This is a genomic window from Flavobacterium labens (genome assembly GCF_048286755.1).
Taxonomy (GTDB): domain Bacteria; phylum Bacteroidota; class Bacteroidia; order Flavobacteriales; family Flavobacteriaceae; genus Flavobacterium.
The window spans coordinates 144,133-160,923 of record NZ_JBLVPL010000001.1 but is presented as its reverse complement, the minus strand read 5'-3'; the positions used below and the strand labels follow the sequence as shown (position 1 = coordinate 160,923).

General features: G+C 33.4%; 18 protein-coding genes. 8 read left to right on the top strand and 10 right to left on the bottom strand.

What is annotated here, in order from left to right; genetic code table 11:
- The first annotated feature begins 24 nt into the window (after window positions 1-24).
- Together ACNQF8_RS00670 and ACNQF8_RS00665 are read left to right on the top strand one after the other, a co-directional pair.
- The gene (locus ACNQF8_RS00670) at window positions 25-555 is read left to right on the top strand and encodes a YceI family protein (RefSeq protein ID WP_417950376.1); all 531 of its coding nucleotides are present in this window, start codon (window positions 25-27) and stop codon (window positions 553-555) included.
- 71 nt (window positions 556-626) lie between these two features.
- Window positions 627-938 carry a response regulator gene (locus ACNQF8_RS00665; protein ID WP_417950375.1) on the top strand — a complete coding sequence of 104 codons (312 nt, stop codon included), beginning with the start codon at window positions 627-629 and terminating at the stop codon, window positions 936-938.
- A 54-nt stretch (window positions 939-992) separates the two neighbouring features.
- Here the strand turns inward: ACNQF8_RS00665 and ACNQF8_RS00660 are convergent, their stop codons facing one another.
- The 6 genes from ACNQF8_RS00660 to dnaA form a co-directional block, all read right to left on the bottom strand.
- Window positions 993-1,874 carry an SDR family oxidoreductase gene (locus tag ACNQF8_RS00660; RefSeq protein WP_165151789.1) on the bottom strand — a complete coding sequence of 294 codons (882 nt, stop codon included), beginning with the start codon at window positions 1,872-1,874 and terminating at the stop codon, window positions 993-995.
- An 80-nt stretch (window positions 1,875-1,954) separates the two neighbouring features.
- A complete protein-coding gene (locus ACNQF8_RS00655) occupies window positions 1,955-3,082 on the bottom strand; it encodes a methionine aminotransferase (protein ID WP_417953454.1) in 1,128 nt (375 codons plus the stop codon).
- Between the two features lie 171 nt (window positions 3,083-3,253).
- The gene (locus ACNQF8_RS00650) at window positions 3,254-3,787 is read right to left on the bottom strand and encodes a hypothetical protein (protein WP_417953453.1); all 534 of its coding nucleotides are present in this window, start codon (window positions 3,785-3,787) and stop codon (window positions 3,254-3,256) included.
- A 505-nt stretch (window positions 3,788-4,292) separates the two neighbouring features.
- Complete coding sequence (locus ACNQF8_RS00645; RefSeq protein WP_417950373.1) at window positions 4,293-5,015, bottom strand: SAM-dependent methyltransferase; 723 nt, start codon at window positions 5,013-5,015, stop codon at window positions 4,293-4,295.
- Between the two features lie 67 nt (window positions 5,016-5,082).
- The gene (locus ACNQF8_RS00640) at window positions 5,083-5,550 is read right to left on the bottom strand and encodes a low molecular weight protein-tyrosine-phosphatase (protein ID WP_315207274.1); all 468 of its coding nucleotides are present in this window, start codon (window positions 5,548-5,550) and stop codon (window positions 5,083-5,085) included.
- A 7-nt stretch (window positions 5,551-5,557) separates the two neighbouring features.
- Entirely contained in the window at window positions 5,558-6,985 is a 1,428-nt protein-coding gene (dnaA, locus tag ACNQF8_RS00635) for a chromosomal replication initiator protein DnaA (protein ID WP_035674283.1), read from the bottom strand.
- A 184-nt stretch (window positions 6,986-7,169) separates the two neighbouring features.
- On the opposite strand from dnaA, the gene ACNQF8_RS00630 reads away from it, so the two are divergent.
- Window positions 7,170-7,574: an acyl-CoA thioesterase gene (locus ACNQF8_RS00630; protein ID WP_282714892.1), complete on the top strand. Its 405-nt coding sequence runs from the start codon at window positions 7,170-7,172 to the stop codon at window positions 7,572-7,574.
- Window positions 7,575-7,603: 29 nt separating this feature from the next.
- On the opposite strand, the gene ACNQF8_RS00625 is transcribed toward ACNQF8_RS00630, so the two are convergent.
- Genes ACNQF8_RS00625 through ribD form a run of 3 tightly spaced genes read right to left on the bottom strand, consistent with a single transcriptional unit; the run spans window position 7,604 to window position 9,883 of the window.
- The gene (locus ACNQF8_RS00625) at window positions 7,604-8,233 is read right to left on the bottom strand and encodes an IMPACT family protein (protein WP_417953452.1); all 630 of its coding nucleotides are present in this window, start codon (window positions 8,231-8,233) and stop codon (window positions 7,604-7,606) included.
- 11 nt (window positions 8,234-8,244) lie between these two features.
- On the bottom strand, window positions 8,245-8,847 hold the full coding sequence (locus tag ACNQF8_RS00620; RefSeq protein WP_417953451.1) for an HAD family hydrolase: 603 nt from the start codon (window positions 8,845-8,847) through the stop codon (window positions 8,245-8,247).
- Window positions 8,840-9,883 carry a bifunctional diaminohydroxyphosphoribosylaminopyrimidine deaminase/5-amino-6-(5-phosphoribosylamino)uracil reductase RibD gene (gene ribD, locus ACNQF8_RS00615; RefSeq protein WP_417953450.1) on the bottom strand — a complete coding sequence of 348 codons (1,044 nt, stop codon included), beginning with the start codon at window positions 9,881-9,883 and terminating at the stop codon, window positions 8,840-8,842. Before ribD ends, ACNQF8_RS00620 begins: the two co-directional genes overlap by 8 nt.
- A gap of 128 nt (window positions 9,884-10,011) precedes the next feature.
- Here ribD and ACNQF8_RS00610 point away from each other — a divergent pair, with 128 nt between their 5' ends.
- Together ACNQF8_RS00610 and prmC are read left to right on the top strand one after the other, a co-directional pair.
- Window positions 10,012-10,497, top strand: coding sequence for a GNAT family N-acetyltransferase (locus ACNQF8_RS00610; protein ID WP_315207257.1), 486 nt, complete (start codon window positions 10,012-10,014; stop codon window positions 10,495-10,497).
- A 7-nt stretch (window positions 10,498-10,504) separates the two neighbouring features.
- Complete coding sequence (gene prmC / locus ACNQF8_RS00605; protein ID WP_417950369.1) at window positions 10,505-11,410, top strand: peptide chain release factor N(5)-glutamine methyltransferase; 906 nt, start codon at window positions 10,505-10,507, stop codon at window positions 11,408-11,410.
- 218 nt (window positions 11,411-11,628) lie between these two features.
- On the opposite strand, the gene ACNQF8_RS00600 is transcribed toward prmC, so the two are convergent.
- The gene (locus ACNQF8_RS00600; RefSeq protein ID WP_417950368.1) at window positions 11,629-12,873 is read right to left on the bottom strand and encodes an ABC transporter permease; all 1,245 of its coding nucleotides are present in this window, start codon (window positions 12,871-12,873) and stop codon (window positions 11,629-11,631) included.
- Window positions 12,874-13,288: 415 nt separating this feature from the next.
- Here ACNQF8_RS00600 and hisS point away from each other — a divergent pair, with 415 nt between their 5' ends.
- From hisS to dnaJ, 3 genes are all read left to right on the top strand, one after another.
- Window positions 13,289-14,659, top strand: a complete 1,371-nt coding sequence (hisS, locus tag ACNQF8_RS00595) for a histidine--tRNA ligase (RefSeq protein ID WP_417953449.1) — start codon at window positions 13,289-13,291, stop codon at window positions 14,657-14,659.
- Between the two features lie 310 nt (window positions 14,660-14,969).
- A complete protein-coding gene (locus ACNQF8_RS00590) occupies window positions 14,970-15,542 on the top strand; it encodes a nucleotide exchange factor GrpE (protein WP_315207247.1) in 573 nt (190 codons plus the stop codon).
- A 78-nt stretch (window positions 15,543-15,620) separates the two neighbouring features.
- A complete protein-coding gene (gene dnaJ / locus ACNQF8_RS00585) occupies window positions 15,621-16,736 on the top strand; it encodes a molecular chaperone DnaJ (RefSeq protein WP_417950366.1) in 1,116 nt (371 codons plus the stop codon).
- The last annotated feature ends 55 nt before the right edge of the window (window positions 16,737-16,791 follow it).

Sequence of the window (16,791 nt, the reverse complement as noted above, 5' to 3'; positions counted from 1 at the left end):
TAACTAATAAAAAATAAAAATACTATGTCAACAACAAAATGGGTAATTGACCCAACACACTCAGAAATTGGTTTTAAAGTGAAACACATGATGTTCACTAATGTTTCAGGTAAATTTTCAAAATTTGATGCAACGATTGAAGCAGAAGACAACGATTTTGAAAACGCAAAAATTGAATTCACTGGAGCAATTGATTCTGTAACAACAGGGAATGCAGATAGAGATACTCATTTATTGAGTCCAGACTTTTTTGATGCTGCTCAGTTTCCAGAAATTAAATTTAGCGCAACTTCTTTTACCAAAATTAATGAAGGAGAATATGAATTGGTTGGTGATTTAACATTACACGGTGTTACAAAATCAGTGAAATTAGCTGCAGAATATGGAGGATTAATGAAAGATCCATGGGGAAATACTAAAATGGCTCTTGCATTAGAAGGAAAAATCAACAGAAAAGATTGGGGTTTAAACTGGAATTCGGCTCTTGAAACTGGTGGTGTTTTAGTAAGCGAAGAAGTTCGTTTGAATATCGAATTGCAATTTTTGCAACAATAATTGTATAGTAAATAAACACAAATCGCAAAGAATTATTTTCTTTGGGGTTTGTGTTTTTTAAAAATAGAATGATGGAAACCATAAACATTTTATACATAGGAAGACATCTGGAAATTTTGGCAACTGTAGTCCGATTAATAAATGCAAACGAGAATTGGAATGGAGTAGGCGTTATGAATGATGAGGAAGCGAAGGAAATTTTTCTAAAAAAAGATTTTTCACTTGTATTGTTAGGTTCCGGAATTCAGGAACAAAGCGAAACTGAATTGTGCACTTTTTTCAACAAACAGAATCCAAATATAGTTATTGTTCAGCATTATGGAGGCGGAAGTGGTTTGCTGAAAGGTGAAATTTTACTTGCCCTAAAGAATAATGAAAATTAGCAGAAACAAAAAAGAGAGCCATGTGACTCTCTTTTTTTATTTTATAAAAAACTATTATTTGTTTTTCTTTGCTTTAATCATCATTTCCAATTGATCCCAAAGTTCTTCGGGAATTGCTTCAAGTAAATTGAACTGTCCGGCACCTTTCAACCATTCACCACCATCAATTGTTATAACATCTCCGTTGATGTATGCAGAAAAGTCAGAAACTAAATAAGCCGCTAGATTGGCTAATTCCTGATGATCTCCCACACGTTTTAACGGTACTTTTTTAGCCATATCAAATTTTTCGGCTAGATCTCCTGGTAATAATCGGTCCCAAGCGCCCTTAGTTGGGAATGGTCCCGGGGCAATTGCATTAGAACGAATTCCATATTTTGCCCATTCTACCGCAAGACTTCGTGTCATGGCCAAAACTCCAGCTTTTGCAGTAGCACTAGGCACCACGTAAGCAGAACCTGTCCAAGCGTAAGTCGTAACAATATTCAAAATGGTAGATGATTTTTGTTTGGTGTCAATCCAATGTTTCCCAAAAGCAAGTGTACAGTTTTTTGATCCTTTTAAAACGATATCAATTACAGTATCAAAGGCATTAGCAGATAATCTTTCAGTAGGAGAAATGAAATTTCCAGCAGCATTATTCAGTAAAACATCTACTTTACCAAAAGCTTTCAAAACTTCTTGTAGCATATTTTCCACTTCTTCATAATGACGCACATCACATTGAATAGGTAGGCATGTTCCACCCGTTTCCGTTTCCAGTTCTGCAGCAGTATTTTTTAGTTTTTCTAAATCTCTGGAAGTAATGGCAACTTGCGCTCCCAATTCCAAGAAATATTTAGTCATTGCTTTTCCTAAACCGCTTCCGCCTCCGGTTACGACAATCACTTTGCCTTTTAGGGCGTCGTCGCGTAACATTTTATCTGTATAACTCATATTTTTGATATTTTTTTATTGTAAATATAATAAATTAAATAGTATGCATGCATAATAAAAAATAAATTTCAATACTGATTTTAGATGGCGCACAATCTTTTAGCGACTTCTTCCAGCGTAGCATTGTCTTTGGCAAAGCAAAACCGAATTAATTTCAGGTCTTTTCCATCGGCATAAAAAGTTGAAATAGGAATTGCAGCCACTCCATGTTCCATGATAAGTCGTTTGCAAAAATCAACATCACTTTCATTTGATATAGCTTCATACGAAGCCACTTGAAAATAAGTTCCTTCGCACGGCATAAGTCTGAATCGGCTGTCTTTTAATAATTGTCTGAAATAATCCCGTTTGTCCTGATATAATTTACCGATTTCGGCTATAGAAACGATGTCTAAATACTCACTAATGGCAACCTGACAAATACTATTTACACTAAAAACTAAAAATTGATGCACTTTTTTGATTTCTTTCATCAGGTATTCAGGAGCTACTAAATAGCCCACTTTCCATCCCGTAACATGGAATGATTTTCCGAAAGAGGAAACCATCACAGAACGGTTTAATAGTTTCTCTCGTGTATGAGCTGAAATATGTTTCTCCTGGAAAGTAATGTATTCATAAACTTCATCAGAAAGAAGTATAATATCAGGATATTTTTCGAGCAGAATTTCCAAGGCTTCAAAATCAGATTCCGATAAAATTTTCCCCGTTGGATTATGCGGATTATTGATGATTATCATTTTGGTTTTTGAAGTACATGCCTTTTCGATAATTTCCCAATTTGGAGTATAATCATCATTAAGTGCTACCCGAACTGGATTTGCGTTGCACAATAATACGGGCGCTTCATAGCAATCATAACTTGGATCTAAGATAATTACATCATCATTATTTTTGACTAAAGCTGTTATGGTGGTAAAAATGACTTGAGTAGCTCCGGCGGTAACTAGCAATTGCGTTTCAGGCTGAATAGTTCTTAAGTAGGAGTTTTTGACTAGTGTCGCTATTTTTGATAATAAGGGTACATAGCCAGACATAGGCGTGTATTGATGCACATTTTCTTTCGCCAGTTTAGCGACAATATCAGTTAATCGTTCGTCAACAGGAAAGTTTGGAAAACCTTGAGAAAGATTGATGGCATTATATTCAGCTGCCATTTTTGACATAACCGTAAAAATACTCGTGCTGATATTTGGTAGTTTACTCATAAAAAAATAACATTGATTACTTTATAAAAGTAGTAGTTTAATCCTAATTTTAATTTTTTACGAGCTGATAATTATCAAAAATTTAAGTTATAACTTTTCTTATTTATTTGCTAAACGTATTCTAAAAAAAAACTACCAATTGGTAGCTTTTTCTTTATGGTTATTAGTGATTTAATTTGCATTAACAATCTCGCCATCTGGTTTGACAATTAATTTACGAACTTCATTGCCTTTTTTTATTTTAAGATTGTACTCTTTTTTAATAATATCCCCTTCTTTTTGAGAATATAAATACTTGTCATTTATAATCTGCCAACCTGGATATGTTTTGTAAATGGAGTAAATTATACTATTGGGAAGTTTTATATTTTTATAATTCTCAATAACGCTAGTCAATTTACCTTTTTCATTATATGTTGCAGTCAATATACCTTTATCGGTTTCCATGATCACTAAATAATTTTCAAATCCTTCATAATCTCTCCCTAAATCATAGGCTATGAATTTGTCTTCAAGTGCTCTTATATTTTTATCTAGGTTTCTATCAGGTAGGTATATGGAGAAATCTTTACCGGCACTTTTAATTACAACTCCTGGTAAATTTTCCATTTTAATATTTCCTTGCCCTGAATTAACTTCTTTATCTTGGGAATAAGATAGTGTGCTTATACCTAAAAAAAATAAAACAATTATATATGATTTCATGATACTTTGTTTTTGAATTAATAGTCTAATAAATAATACATTAATGATAAAAATAATTAATAAGGCTTAATTGATTTCTTCCCCTTTTTGTTATTTGTGATTTATTTAAATCATTGTAATTCATAACATTAGTAGTTTTATTTTTTGAAGTTTGAATAAAAAAGTACTTTGGGCATTAGTAAAATTACTTTTTTTTTACAGGTAGACAGGTTAATTTTTTTGTAAATAATGTTAATATAAATAAGGATTTTATGGGTTTTTTTAGCAGGAAAATCCATTTGCAATAACGAAGAAACAAAGACATATTTGCTGTATCGAAATAATAAAGAACCTTTTAGTAAGTATTTTTTTTAGGTTATTTAATAGACATAGGGAAGTGTTTCAAAAAGTTTAATTTTGAAATGAAATTGCAATACTATAAAAGAAGTATTTTGGTATTGTTTGGAAAGTGATTGACCTCTAATTGAGATTTAAGAATCCAATTATAAGTTCCAAAAAAGAAACATTATATTTTATGAATGATGAAAATAGTTGGGCGGTTGTGTAAATCCACTTTTGCTTTTTTCCAATCAGAAGCTCGCATGGTTTTGATATATTCTGTTGGTAAAGTAATATCTGTTGCAATACAAAGATGAGTGGCGGGATTTATAGCCTGTAAGATATCCTCCAGCATTTTATTATTTCGATACGGAGTTTCTATGAAAATTTGAGATTGGTTTTTATCCTGAGATAATTTTTCTAAATTCTTCAGAGCTGTCTTTTTTTCTCCTTTTTCAATAGGCAAGTAGCCATTAAACGTAAAACTTTGGCCATTCATTCCGGAAGCCATCATCGCCAAAAGAATAGAAGAAGGTCCAACTAAGGGTATAACTTGGATTCCTTTTTCATGTGCTAATTTTACAATAACTGCACCGGGATCAGCTACACCGGGGCAACCAGCTTCGCTCATTAATCCCATATTTTTTCCTTCTAATAAAGGTTTAATGAAATCTAAATGTTCTTTGGTTTCGGTATGTTTGTTTAACACAAAAAGTTTTAGCTCGGATTGTTTCTTTTCAGGATTTACGCCTTTAATTGATTTTCGGGCAGTTTTTTCATTTTCAACAATATAATAATCAATGAAATCAATACTTCTTTTTACGGTTTGAGGCAACACATCCATTGGATCGCAATCGCCCATTGTAGTAGGGATTAAGTACAGTTTTCCTAATAAAGTAGTTGTTTGCATTGCTGTAGTTTTACGTTTCTAAAGTAAATTTTTTATTGATTTTTTGTATAATTTTTAAATCTAAAAATTATTGATGCTTGTCTATTAATTTTTTTGCAATTATATCGCAAACTTCATCAAGCATATTATAAACTATGTCAAATCCATTGGGTAAACCAAAATAAGGATCCGGAACATCTACTTTTTCGTTTGGAAATAATTCATCTAAAATGAGTTGTACTTTTAGTTTTTGTTCTTGATTTTCGGCAAGCTCAATGACGTCGTTATAATTAGAATTATCCATTACATAAATATAATCAAATGAATCGAAATCAGATTTGCTGAATTGTCTTCCTTTTTGATCTGAAATATTTATTTTATTTTTTTTTGCTACGGCAACGGAACGATCGTCCGGTTTATGGCCAACGTGCCAAGAACCAGTTCCTGCTGAATCAACTTTGAATTTATTTTTTGGGAGCTTGGAGGCTAATATGCCTTCGGCTAAGGGTGATCGACAAATATTGCCTAAACAGACCATTAAAATTTTCACGGACATGATTCGTTTACAGCGTTAATTTTTTATTGATATCTTCAACAAATTTCTTGAATTGTTTGTCGGTAGCAACTAAATTATCAACGGTTTTACAGGCGTGTAATACGGTAGCATGATCCCTGTCCCCAATTTGAGAACCAATATTTGCTAAAGATGCTTTTGTGAATTTTTTTGCAAAAAACATTGCCAATTGTCTGGCTTGAACAACGTGCCTTTTTCTGGTTTTTGATTGTAACGTTTCTAAATCCAATTGGAAATAATCCGAAACAATTTTTTGAATGTAATCGATAGAAATTTCTCGTTTTACATTTTTAACAAATTTTTCGACAACACTTTTAGCAAGCTCCAGCGTAACTTCTTTTTTATTAAATGAAGATTGTGCAATCAAGGAAATAATGGCTCCTTCCAGTTCTCTTACATTCGATTTGATATTACGGGCAACATATTCTATTATTTCTTCAGGGATTTCTACACCATCTCTGTACAATATATTTTTTAGGATAGAAATTCTGGTTTCATAATCCGGTTGGTGCAATTCAGCAGACAATCCCCATTTGAAACGAGATAACAATCGTTGTTCAATATCTTGCATGTCAACTGGCGCCTTGTCTGATGTCAAGATTACCTGTTTACCATTTTGGTGCAAATAATTGAAGATATGGAAAAATACATCTTGCGTTCCAGACTTTCCAGAAAGGAACTGAACGTCATCAATAATTAAAACATCAATTAATTGATAAAAGTGGATGAAATCATTTCGGTTGTTTTTCTTAACCGAGTCAATATATTGTTGTGTGAAAATCTCAGCTGAAATGTATAAAACTGTTTTTTCTGGGTACTTGTCTTTTATTTCTACACCAATAGCGTGAGCTAGGTGGGTTTTTCCTAGTCCAACTCCTCCAAAAATCAACAACGGATTAAATGAAGTTCCTCCAGGTTTATTGGCAACAGCCATACCTGCAGAACGCGCTAGTCTATTAGAATCTCCTTCTAGAAAATTATCAAAACTGTAATTAGCATTCAGTTGAGATTCAATTTTTAAATTTCGGATTCCTGGGATTACAAATGGATTTTTTAATTCAGGGTTTAAGTTTTTGAATGGAGCATCAACTTCTTGTGGCTTCATAGGAACTCTGTTGGCACTTGGCAATTGCTCCGTAAACGGTTGTTTATTGCCATAAGTGTTTTCCATTCTGATTTTATAAAGTAACTTAGCGTTTTTTCCAAGTTCTTTAGTAAGTGCAACTTTTAACAATTTCACATAGTGTTCTTCCAGCCATTCGTAGAAAAATTTACTTGGAACTTGAATATATAATGCGTTATCGGTAAGTTCAACTGATTTGATTGGTTCGAACCAAGTTTTGTAAGCTTGATCCTGAATGTTGTCTTTTATAAAAGACAAACAGTTTTCCCATACTGATTGAGCAGTTTTGTTCATATATTCTGTTAAATTATTTTTAATTGGTAATTGTTATCTTACAAAAAAAAAGATGTTTTCTTATTATTTATCGGGGTAACAAATATGTGAACAAATTTCTGTAAAAAAAAATATATTGGACAATAATTTTCCAAATTATTGTCGTAAGGAGCGTTTTGAATTTAAAATTTTTAATACATAATTAATGAAAGATCATCAAATACAAGTTAGGGTGCGTTACTCTGAAACGGATCAAATGGGCGTTGTTTATCACGGAAATTATATCCCTTATTTTGAGATAGGAAGAGTGGAATGGCTTAGAAACAAAGGGGTTTCGTATAAAAGTATGGAAGAAAGTGGAATTGCACTTCCGATAGTTTCCATGAATATAAATTATAAAAAATCAGCTCGCTATGATGAGTTGCTTACCGTTCACACTGTTTTCAAAAGTCAGAGTTCTGTGAAGATAGAATTTGATTGCGCTATTTATAATGAGTCTGATGAGTTATTAACAACTGCCCAATTTATCCTTGTTTTTGTGTCCTTAAAAACAGGTCGTCCTACCGCTCCGCCAGATTATATTTTAGAACTCTTAAAAACAATAGAATAAATTATAAAATAAGCAATTTTGAGTAGAAATTAGATTCGTTTTATATCGATTTCAAACATTGAATTAAAAATGTCGAATACCATTTCGGCATTTTTTTTTCGGGTTTTTATTTCAATTTTGCCTATCGGAAGTCCTGAATCTTCATTTATTTCCATTTCTTGACTTACAATTTCAAGTTTTTTTTCCTTAATTACCCGCATCACTTTATTCATATTTTGATAATCAAATGTGATTGAAAAATGAATATCTATCGTTTTTTCGACAATTTCACAGGTTTCCAGAACCATTTGTGCGGTCGTTTTATAAGCAGAAATTAATCCTCCAACACCTAATTTCACGCCGCCAAATATTCGGACGACAACAATAAGTATATTGGTTACAGAAAAAGACTGAATTTGTCCATAAATAGGCATTCCTGCACTATTACTTGGTTCGCCATCATCATTAGCTCTATACGTTACAGAATCTGCACCTATTTGATACGCATAACAAAAATGTCCTGCATTAGGGTGGAGTTTTCGTAAGGTTTCGATTATTGGTTTTACTGCTTCTTCCGATTGAATTGGAAAGGCGTAACCAAAAAATTTACTGTTTTTTTCTTTGAATAATAATTCTTCAGAGGTAAATTCAATGGTATTATAGGTGTCTTTAAATTCCAAAAGCTACTTTTCTAAATTATTTTTTTGTCAAATAAATGGACAACATCTTCTTTTCCTACTTGTAAATTCCAAACTTGGAATCCTAACGCAAGTGCTGCATCAGTATTTTCTTTTTTGTCATCAATAAACAAAGTGCGTTTTGGTGTTAATTCATGTTTTTTTACCAAGTAATTGAAAATTTCTGCGTCAGGTTTTCGCATGCCTAATTCAAAAGAAAAATAAACCCTTTCAAAACATTCATAAAATTCTCTGTAAAAGGTCATTCCGGCTGTATGCTGAAATTTATCGATGTGAATTGCATCTGTATTACTTAGTAGGAATAAGCGGTATTTTTGCGAAAGCATTTGTAAAAATTCAAGTCTGTACAATGGGAAATCCAATAAAATGGTATTCCAAGCGCTTCTAACCTCGTCTATCGAAGCATTAGGCATGTGTTTCTGGAATCCTTCAATAAATTGAATTTCAGAAATTTTTCCTTTTTCAAATGATATATTGAGTTCATTTAAATCCTCAGTCCATTCTTTTAAACCTAATTTAGTAAACTCGACAATAGGGGCTTCTTTGTCTAAGTTGATAAAAATATCTCCAAAATCAAAAATTATAGTATTAATCATAGTTTCTAGATAGTATTAATTGATCATTACCAATAGATTGTTTTTTGAACTGGTTTTTAGCAAGATTTGGAGCTTTTGTTCCGTCCTTAAATTCGACACTTCCAATAAATATTCTAGCTTCGTCCCAAAGATTGGCATCAATAAATGTTTGTAAAGTTTGTCGTCCGCCTTCTATAATAATGGATTGAATTTGATGCTGATATAGTGATTGTATTATTTGGGTTGCTATATTTTGTTCAAAATCAATATACTCAAAGATACAGTTTTCTTTCTCAATTGGTCGTTTCGATTTAGAAAATAGGATTGTTTTAACTTGATTGTCAAATATATAATTGTCTTTTGGAATGCGATTGTTTTGGTCTAAAACTATTCTAATCGGGTTGTTTCCAGACCAGTCCCGTGCATTTAATTTTGGATTGTCATCAATGGCAGTTTGAGTTCCCACCAAAATAGCTTGTTCTTCCGTTCTCCACTTGTGTACTAATTGTCTTGAATATGGATTGGTAATCCAGACCGGTTTTTTTTCTGATTTTTCTTTTGGCGCGATAAAACCATCTTGGCTTTCGGCCCATTTCAAAATAATATAAGGTCTTTTCTTTTCGTGAAATGTAAAAAACCTTTTATTAAGTTCATTGCATTCTTCTTCAAGAATTCCTACGGTAACATGTATTCCGGCTTCCATTAGTTTTTTGATTCCGTTTCCTGCCACTTTTACATTGGGGTCAACAGTTCCGATAACTACATTTGGAATTTTATTTTTGATAATCAAATCACAACAAGGTGGCGTTTTGCCAAAATGACTACACGGCTCTAAACTCACATAAATAGTCGCTTTTTTCAACAACGATTTGTCTTTTACAGAATTCACAGCGTTTACTTCAGCATGCGGTTCTCCAGCTTTTTTATGCCAGCCTTCGCCAATGATTTTGTCGTCATAAACAATAACACTGCCTACCAAAGGATTTGGGTATGTTGTTCCCAAACCATTTTTGGCTAATTCAATGCAACGTCGGATGTATTTTTCATGTATTTTCACAACACAAAAGTAGTTATTTTTGAGTTTAGTCCCAATCCCGAGGTTTCGGGACGAGATTAGTTTTGAAACTTTCTAAAATAACACTAAACAATTTCTATTTTTGCAGGTAAAATTAGTTTTTGAAGAAAATGGAAAATTACAGCATTAGAAAAATAAAAAAAGAGGACAATCAAGCAGTTGCAGCATTGATAAGAGCGGTTTTTGACGAATTAAACATTCCAAAAGTAGGAACTGCTTATGAAGATCCGTATTTGGATTTAATGTTTGAGGAATATAATAAGCCAAAATCGGTTTATTATGTTGTAGAAAAGGATGGAAAAATCATAGGTTCTGCCGGTGTTGCACCACTTGAAAATGAAGCGGAAACTATCTGTGAACTTCAAAAAATGTATTTTCTCCCAGAAACCCGAGGACTTGGAATTGGAAGTCAAATGATGGCTCAATGTTTACAAAGTGCCAAAGATTTTGGTTTTGAAAAATGCTATTTGGAAACAATGCCTTTTATGCTTGATGCTCAAAAACTCTATAAGAAAGTAGGTTTTGAATACATTTGTTCTCCTATGGGAAGTACAGGTCATACCAGTTGTCCTATTTGGATGCTTAAAACATTATAAATTTTAAATGAAAAAGAGCTCTTTTAAAATTAAAGAATACAGAACCCAATTTATTCAAGAACTGACTCCAATTTATGATGCTGGAGAAGCAGAGAGTTTTTTCTATTTAATATTAGAAGAAAAACATCAATTGAAAAGAATAGACTTGGCGTTGCATCCTGATTTAGTTTTTTCGGAGGAAGAAATCGTAGTTTGGAACTCGATTTTAGAACAATTGAAACTGGAAATTCCAGTACAATATCTTTTAGGGAAAACGAGTTTTTATGGATTGGATTTTGAAGTCAATGAGAACGTTTTAATTCCAAGACCTGAAACCGAAGAATTAGTTGAATGGATTTTAGAAAGTCAAAAGTCGAATCCTGAAACTTCGGGAGAAAGCTTAAAAGATTTGAAAATTTTGGATATTGGAACTGGAAGTGGTTGTATAGCCATTTCATTAGCAAAAAATCTTCCAAATGCCACAGTTTTTGCAATAGATGTTTCTGAAAAGGCTTTGGCTACAGCCAAAACAAATGCAGAAAATAATTCCGTCAACGTTACTTTTATCAATCAAAATATTCTTGAAACGCAAGATTTAGAGCAACAATTTGATATTATTGTTTCTAATCCGCCTTATGTTCGAAATTTAGAAAAGGAAGAAATTAAGAAAAATGTATTGGACAATGAACCGCATTTGGCACTTTTTGTAGCAGATGATGACGCGTTGATTTTTTATAAAAAAATAGCCGAATTGGCTCAGAAAAACCTCTCTGAAAATGGGCAATTGTATTTTGAAATTAATCAATATCTAGGCAAAGAAATGGTTGATTTTCTCGAAAAAATGAATTTCAAAAACATCGAATTACGAAAAGATATTTACGGCAATGACAGGATGCTTAGTTGTCATTGCGAGGAACGAAGCAATCGCATCTAACTTTGGTTATTATTTATGCAAAAGTTCTCGTTTTACGGGGTTTGCGTGAGGGGTAGGAGCGAGTTACCTTGTAACGCGGATGACCCGACGGCATTAAAAAAAGGGGCAACTAGCACGTATGATTAGTTAGCCCTTTTTTTTAATGTGGTCACGCCCAAATTGTTTTGAAAAATATTAAATGTGATCTTTGTTCCTCGCAATGAAGTTGATTACTGCAACTATTCGTATCGCAATGCTTCAATTGGGTCTAGCATAGCCGCTTTTATTGCAGGATATAAACCAGAAGCGATAGCAACCATAAAACTGGTTATAAATGCCGCCATGATTGCGCTCCACGGAATTACAAATGCAAAACTCATAGCAGTAGCAATACCAAAACCAATTAAGATTCCGAAAATTATCCCTACCAATCCGCCTAATTGGCCGATAAGCAAAGTTTCTATAAAAAATTGAAAAGCAATTGTTGTTTTTTTTGCTCCTAAGGCTTTTCGAACGCCTATTTCCCGCGTGCGTTCGGTTACTGAAACAATCATAATATTCATCAAAGCAATCGAAGATCCAAGAACGGTAATAATACCAATAAGCCAAGAAGCAAGTCCCAGATATTGTGTGATTCCAAGGATTCTGTTGATTAAGTCATCACTGCGAACGAGTCCAAAATTATTATCTTCAACGGGACTTAATTTACGAACCCTGCGCATGATGCTGTTAGCATTGTCAATTGCTTGGTCTAGCAATTCTTTTTTACTAACCATAACACTTACCGTATAATTGATGTTAGGCGCCGTGAATAAGGAACGTGCTAATTGTATTGGGATTAAAACCCGCAAATCCTGACTGTTACCAAAAGTTGATCCTTTCTCTTTTAATACTCCAATAACCCTAAACTTAGCGCCTCTGATTGAAATTATTTTATCAATGGGATTCACGTCTTTTAACAATCCTTTTTCAAAATCAGAACCTACAATACACACATACGCATTGTTGTCAATATCAAATCCTGTAAAATTTCGTCCAGCACTGGTTTCCAGTCCGGAATTACTCATGAAAAATTCATCGACACCTACAATTGAATTTTCAGGATCCGTTTTTGAAGATTCAAATTTTACTTCAGCGCCAGAAGTAGCGGTAAACGAAAGTGAAGTTTCAGTAAAAGGATAGTTGTATTTATTCTTAAAAGCCACCGCTTCAGGATACGAAATAATAGGATTAATTATTTCACGTTCGTCTCTTCCCTGTCTTCTCACAGTGTTTTCATACTGTTTTAAGTTGAAGGTATTGGCTCCCATTGATGCAAAATCAGAGGAAATAGTATTTTCTAAAGCAGAAACAACAGTAAGGATACTAACTAAAGCTGTGATTCCAATAGCGATAATCAACACAGTTAGAACGGTTCTCAACAATTGTGTTCTGATGGAACCGAATGCAATTCGAATATTTTCTTTGAATAATTTTAACATCATAGCAGTTTGACACGAAAATACAATTTTTGTTACAAATTTCCTTTTCAAAAATCCTAATTTATTTTTTAGGAGCTATTTAATTCGTCAGTTCGCTTCGCTCGTGTCCAGCTTTTCGCTACAACCTGTCAGTGAAAATAATTTGTTTTTAATTGCCTAAAAGGAGCTTCCTTTGGTCGCTCTTTCAGGCAAGAAAACAATATTATTTTTCACTTCCCTATTTTCGCTGCAAACGAAGTTCACTGAACTCCTATGAAAAATAGAAATTAAGTGAAGTAATCTGGGCTAAACATCTGGTAATAAAATGATGAAATTTGTAAACAGATTTATTTTAAAAATAAGATATTTGCAAAGAATTAGAATTTGGAGTTTTTCAAAAATTCCCAAATCTGAAAATCTAAAATCCAATAATCAAAAAATGGCATCAAAACCGAGCATTCCTAAAGGAACCAGAGATTTTTCACCAACTGAGGTGGCAAAACGAAACTATATCATTCAGATTATAAAAAGTAATTTCGAGAAATTTGGTTTTCAACCTATAGAAACTCCTTCGTTCGAAAATTCCGAAACCTTAATGGGTAAATACGGAGAAGAAGGCGATCGTTTGATTTTTAAAATATTGAATTCAGGAGACTATTTGGCCAAAGCCAATGCGACACATTTAGAAAATAAAGACAGTACGAAATTAACGTCAAGTATTTCTGAGAAAGCCTTGCGTTATGACTTAACCGTTCCGTTTGCACGTTATGTGGTACAACATCAAAACGATATAGAATTTCCATTTAAAAGATACCAAATTCAACCTGTTTGGAGAGCAGATCGTCCGCAAAAAGGACGTTTCAGAGAGTTTTTTCAGTGTGATGCGGATGTGGTAGGTTCTAAATCATTGTGGCAAGAAGTAGAATTGGTGCAATTGTATGATACTGTTTTTTCTGCTCTAGGTTTAGAAGGTGTAATCATCAAAATCAATAACAGGAAAATATTATCCGGAATTGCGGAAGTAATTGGTGCTTCGGATAAATTGATTGATTTTACGGTTGCGTTAGACAAACTCGATAAAATAGGTGAGGACGGCGTGAAAAAGGAAATGATGGAGAAAGGAATTTCAGAAGAAGCGATTCTGAAAGTACAGCCGCTATTTAATTTTACAGGAACTATTTCAGAGAAAATAAACCAACTTTCTGTTTTGCTTGCGGAGTCCAGTGAAGGAATGAAAGGAGTTGAAGAGCTGCGTTTTATTTGTGAAAACGTTTCGGAACTAGGATTGTCAACAGCAATTTTAGACTTAGATGTAACCTTGGCAAGAGGACTGAATTATTACACAGGTGCTATTTTTGAAGTGGCTCCGCCAAAATCTGTAGCAATGGGATCCATTGGCGGCGGTGGAAGGTACGATGATTTGACTGGAATTTTCGGATTGAAAAATATGAGTGGCGTGGGGATTTCTTTTGGATTGGATCGAATCTATTTGGTTGTCGAAGAATTGAATTTATTTCCTGAAACCGTAACGGCAACTTCTAAAGCGTTGTTTATAAATTATGGTGATACAGAAGCTTTTTATGCAATGAAAGCGATAAAAGAATTAAGGAATTCAGGTGTGAAGGTAGAATTGTATCCGGATAATGCGAAAGTAGCAAAGCAGTTTCAACATGCAGATAAAAGAGGGATTCCTTTTGCAGTAATCGCAGGAGAACAAGAAATGGCTACCAATTCTTTTTCTCTTAAAAATTTAGTGAGTGGAGAGCAGACTTCAGTGGATTTTGAAGGCTTGAAAAACGCATTATTGTAGTTTTATTTTAAAAGTATAAAAAAAGCTTCGTCTACTAAACGAAGCTTTTTTTAATATAAAATAATGGTGAATTAATAATTTGTAGGGATTCTTTAGTTTTTCATTTACAGAAAAATAACTGTAAATAATTGAAACAAATTTATATAAACTATATCGAGATAGTCTTAAAATTATATTAAAATTTTGAGTGTGTAAAAATTGTTTTGAAGAGTATAAAATTTAAAAAGAATTATAAATTCGATAAAAAGATGACAATTTGACATTTTAAAAGAATTGGCAGTACTTTTGCACTCCAAAGAAAAGAATAAAAATGAAGTTTAAGAATATTTTTAAAAATACAAGTAATATGACTACTGAAAATACAGAAATTGATCAAGAAATAGATGATGTGACATTAGAAAACAATGCAAATGGAGAGCAAATCATTATTGAGGAATTAAGTCTGGAAGAGCAATTGACTCAAGACTTAGCCAAAGAGAAAGACAAGTATTTACGATTATTTGCAGAATTTGAAAATTACAAACGTAGAACTACTAAAGAGCGTATAGAGTTGTTTAAAACTGCTAATCAAGAAGTTTTGCTTGCAATGCTTCCTGTATTAGATGATTTTGACAGAGCTTTGGTTGAAATTAGCAAATCGGAAGACGAATTGTTAACAAAAGGAGTGGAGCTTATTCATGAAAAACTAAAAAGCACTTTAGTTTCTAAAGGATTAGAGCAAGTTGAGGTTAAGGCTGGAGACGCTTTTGATGCTGATTTTGCTGAAGCAATTACTCAGATTCCAGCGCCAAAGATGAAGGGAAAAATTGTTGATGTTCTTGAAAAAGGATACAAATTAGGAGACAAGATCATTCGTTTTCCAAAAGTTGTAATAGGGCAGTAGTAGATTCGCGATTAATCGCGTATTTATATCACGCATGGATGCGCATCGCAGTGCGTTTCAACATAAGAAAAAATAAAAATGAAAAAAGATTTTTACGAAATATTAGGCATTTCAAAAAGTGCTGATGCTGCTGAAATTAAAAAAGCATATAGAAAAAACGCTTTACAGTACCATCCTGACAAAAATCCTGGAGACAAATCGGCAGAAGATAAGTTTAAATTAGCTGCTGAAGCTTACGAAGTATTAAGCGATCCTCAGAAAAAAGCAAAATACGATCAATATGGGCATCAAGCTTTTGATGGTTCAGGCGGTTTTGGTGGAGGCGGTCATGGCGGAATGAATATGGATGACATATTCAGTCAGTTTGGTGATATTTTCGGAGGCGGTTTTGGTGGTTTCGGAGGCGGAGGCGGTGGAGGCGTTCGTCGTGCTAAAGGAAGCAACCTTCGCATCAAAGTAAAATTGACATTGGAAGAAATTGCCAATGGCGTTGAGAAAAAAGTAAAAGTAAAACGTAAAGTTCAAGCACCTGGAGTGACCTACAAAACATGTTCTACCTGTAATGGTCAAGGACAAGTGATGCGCGTTACGAATACCATTTTGGGCAGAATGCAATCAGCTTCTACGTGTCCAACCTGTAGTGGTTCAGGTCAAATTTTAGATAAAAAACCATCAGAAGCAGATTCACAAGGAATGATTCTTGAGGATGAAACGGTTTCAATAAAAATACCTGCGGGTGTTGTAGACGGAATGCAATTGAAAGTTTCTAATAAAGGAAACGATGCTCCGGGAAACAGTATTCCAGGAGATTTGATTGTTGCAATTGAAGAATTGGAGCATGAGTTCTTGAAACGTGAAGGAGAGAATTTACATTACGATTTATACATCAGTTTTGCTGAAGCGGTTCTTGGAATTTCCAAAGATATTGAAGCTATAAACGGAAAAGTGAGAATCAAACTGGAAGAAGGAATTCAATCCGGTAAAATTCTAAGATTAAAAGGAAAAGGAATTCCAAGTATCAATGGCTACGGAAACGGAGATTTATTGGTTCATGTAAATGTTTGGACTCCAAAAACACTGAACAAAGAACAAAAACAGTTTTTCGAAAAAAATCTTACGGATGAGAATTTTATTCCAAATCCAGAAAAATCAGACAAATCATTTTTTGAAAAAGTGAAAGACATGTTTTCATAATAAAAAGTAGCCATACAATTTATTGATGCTGTTTAAAATATATTCCCCATCCTTG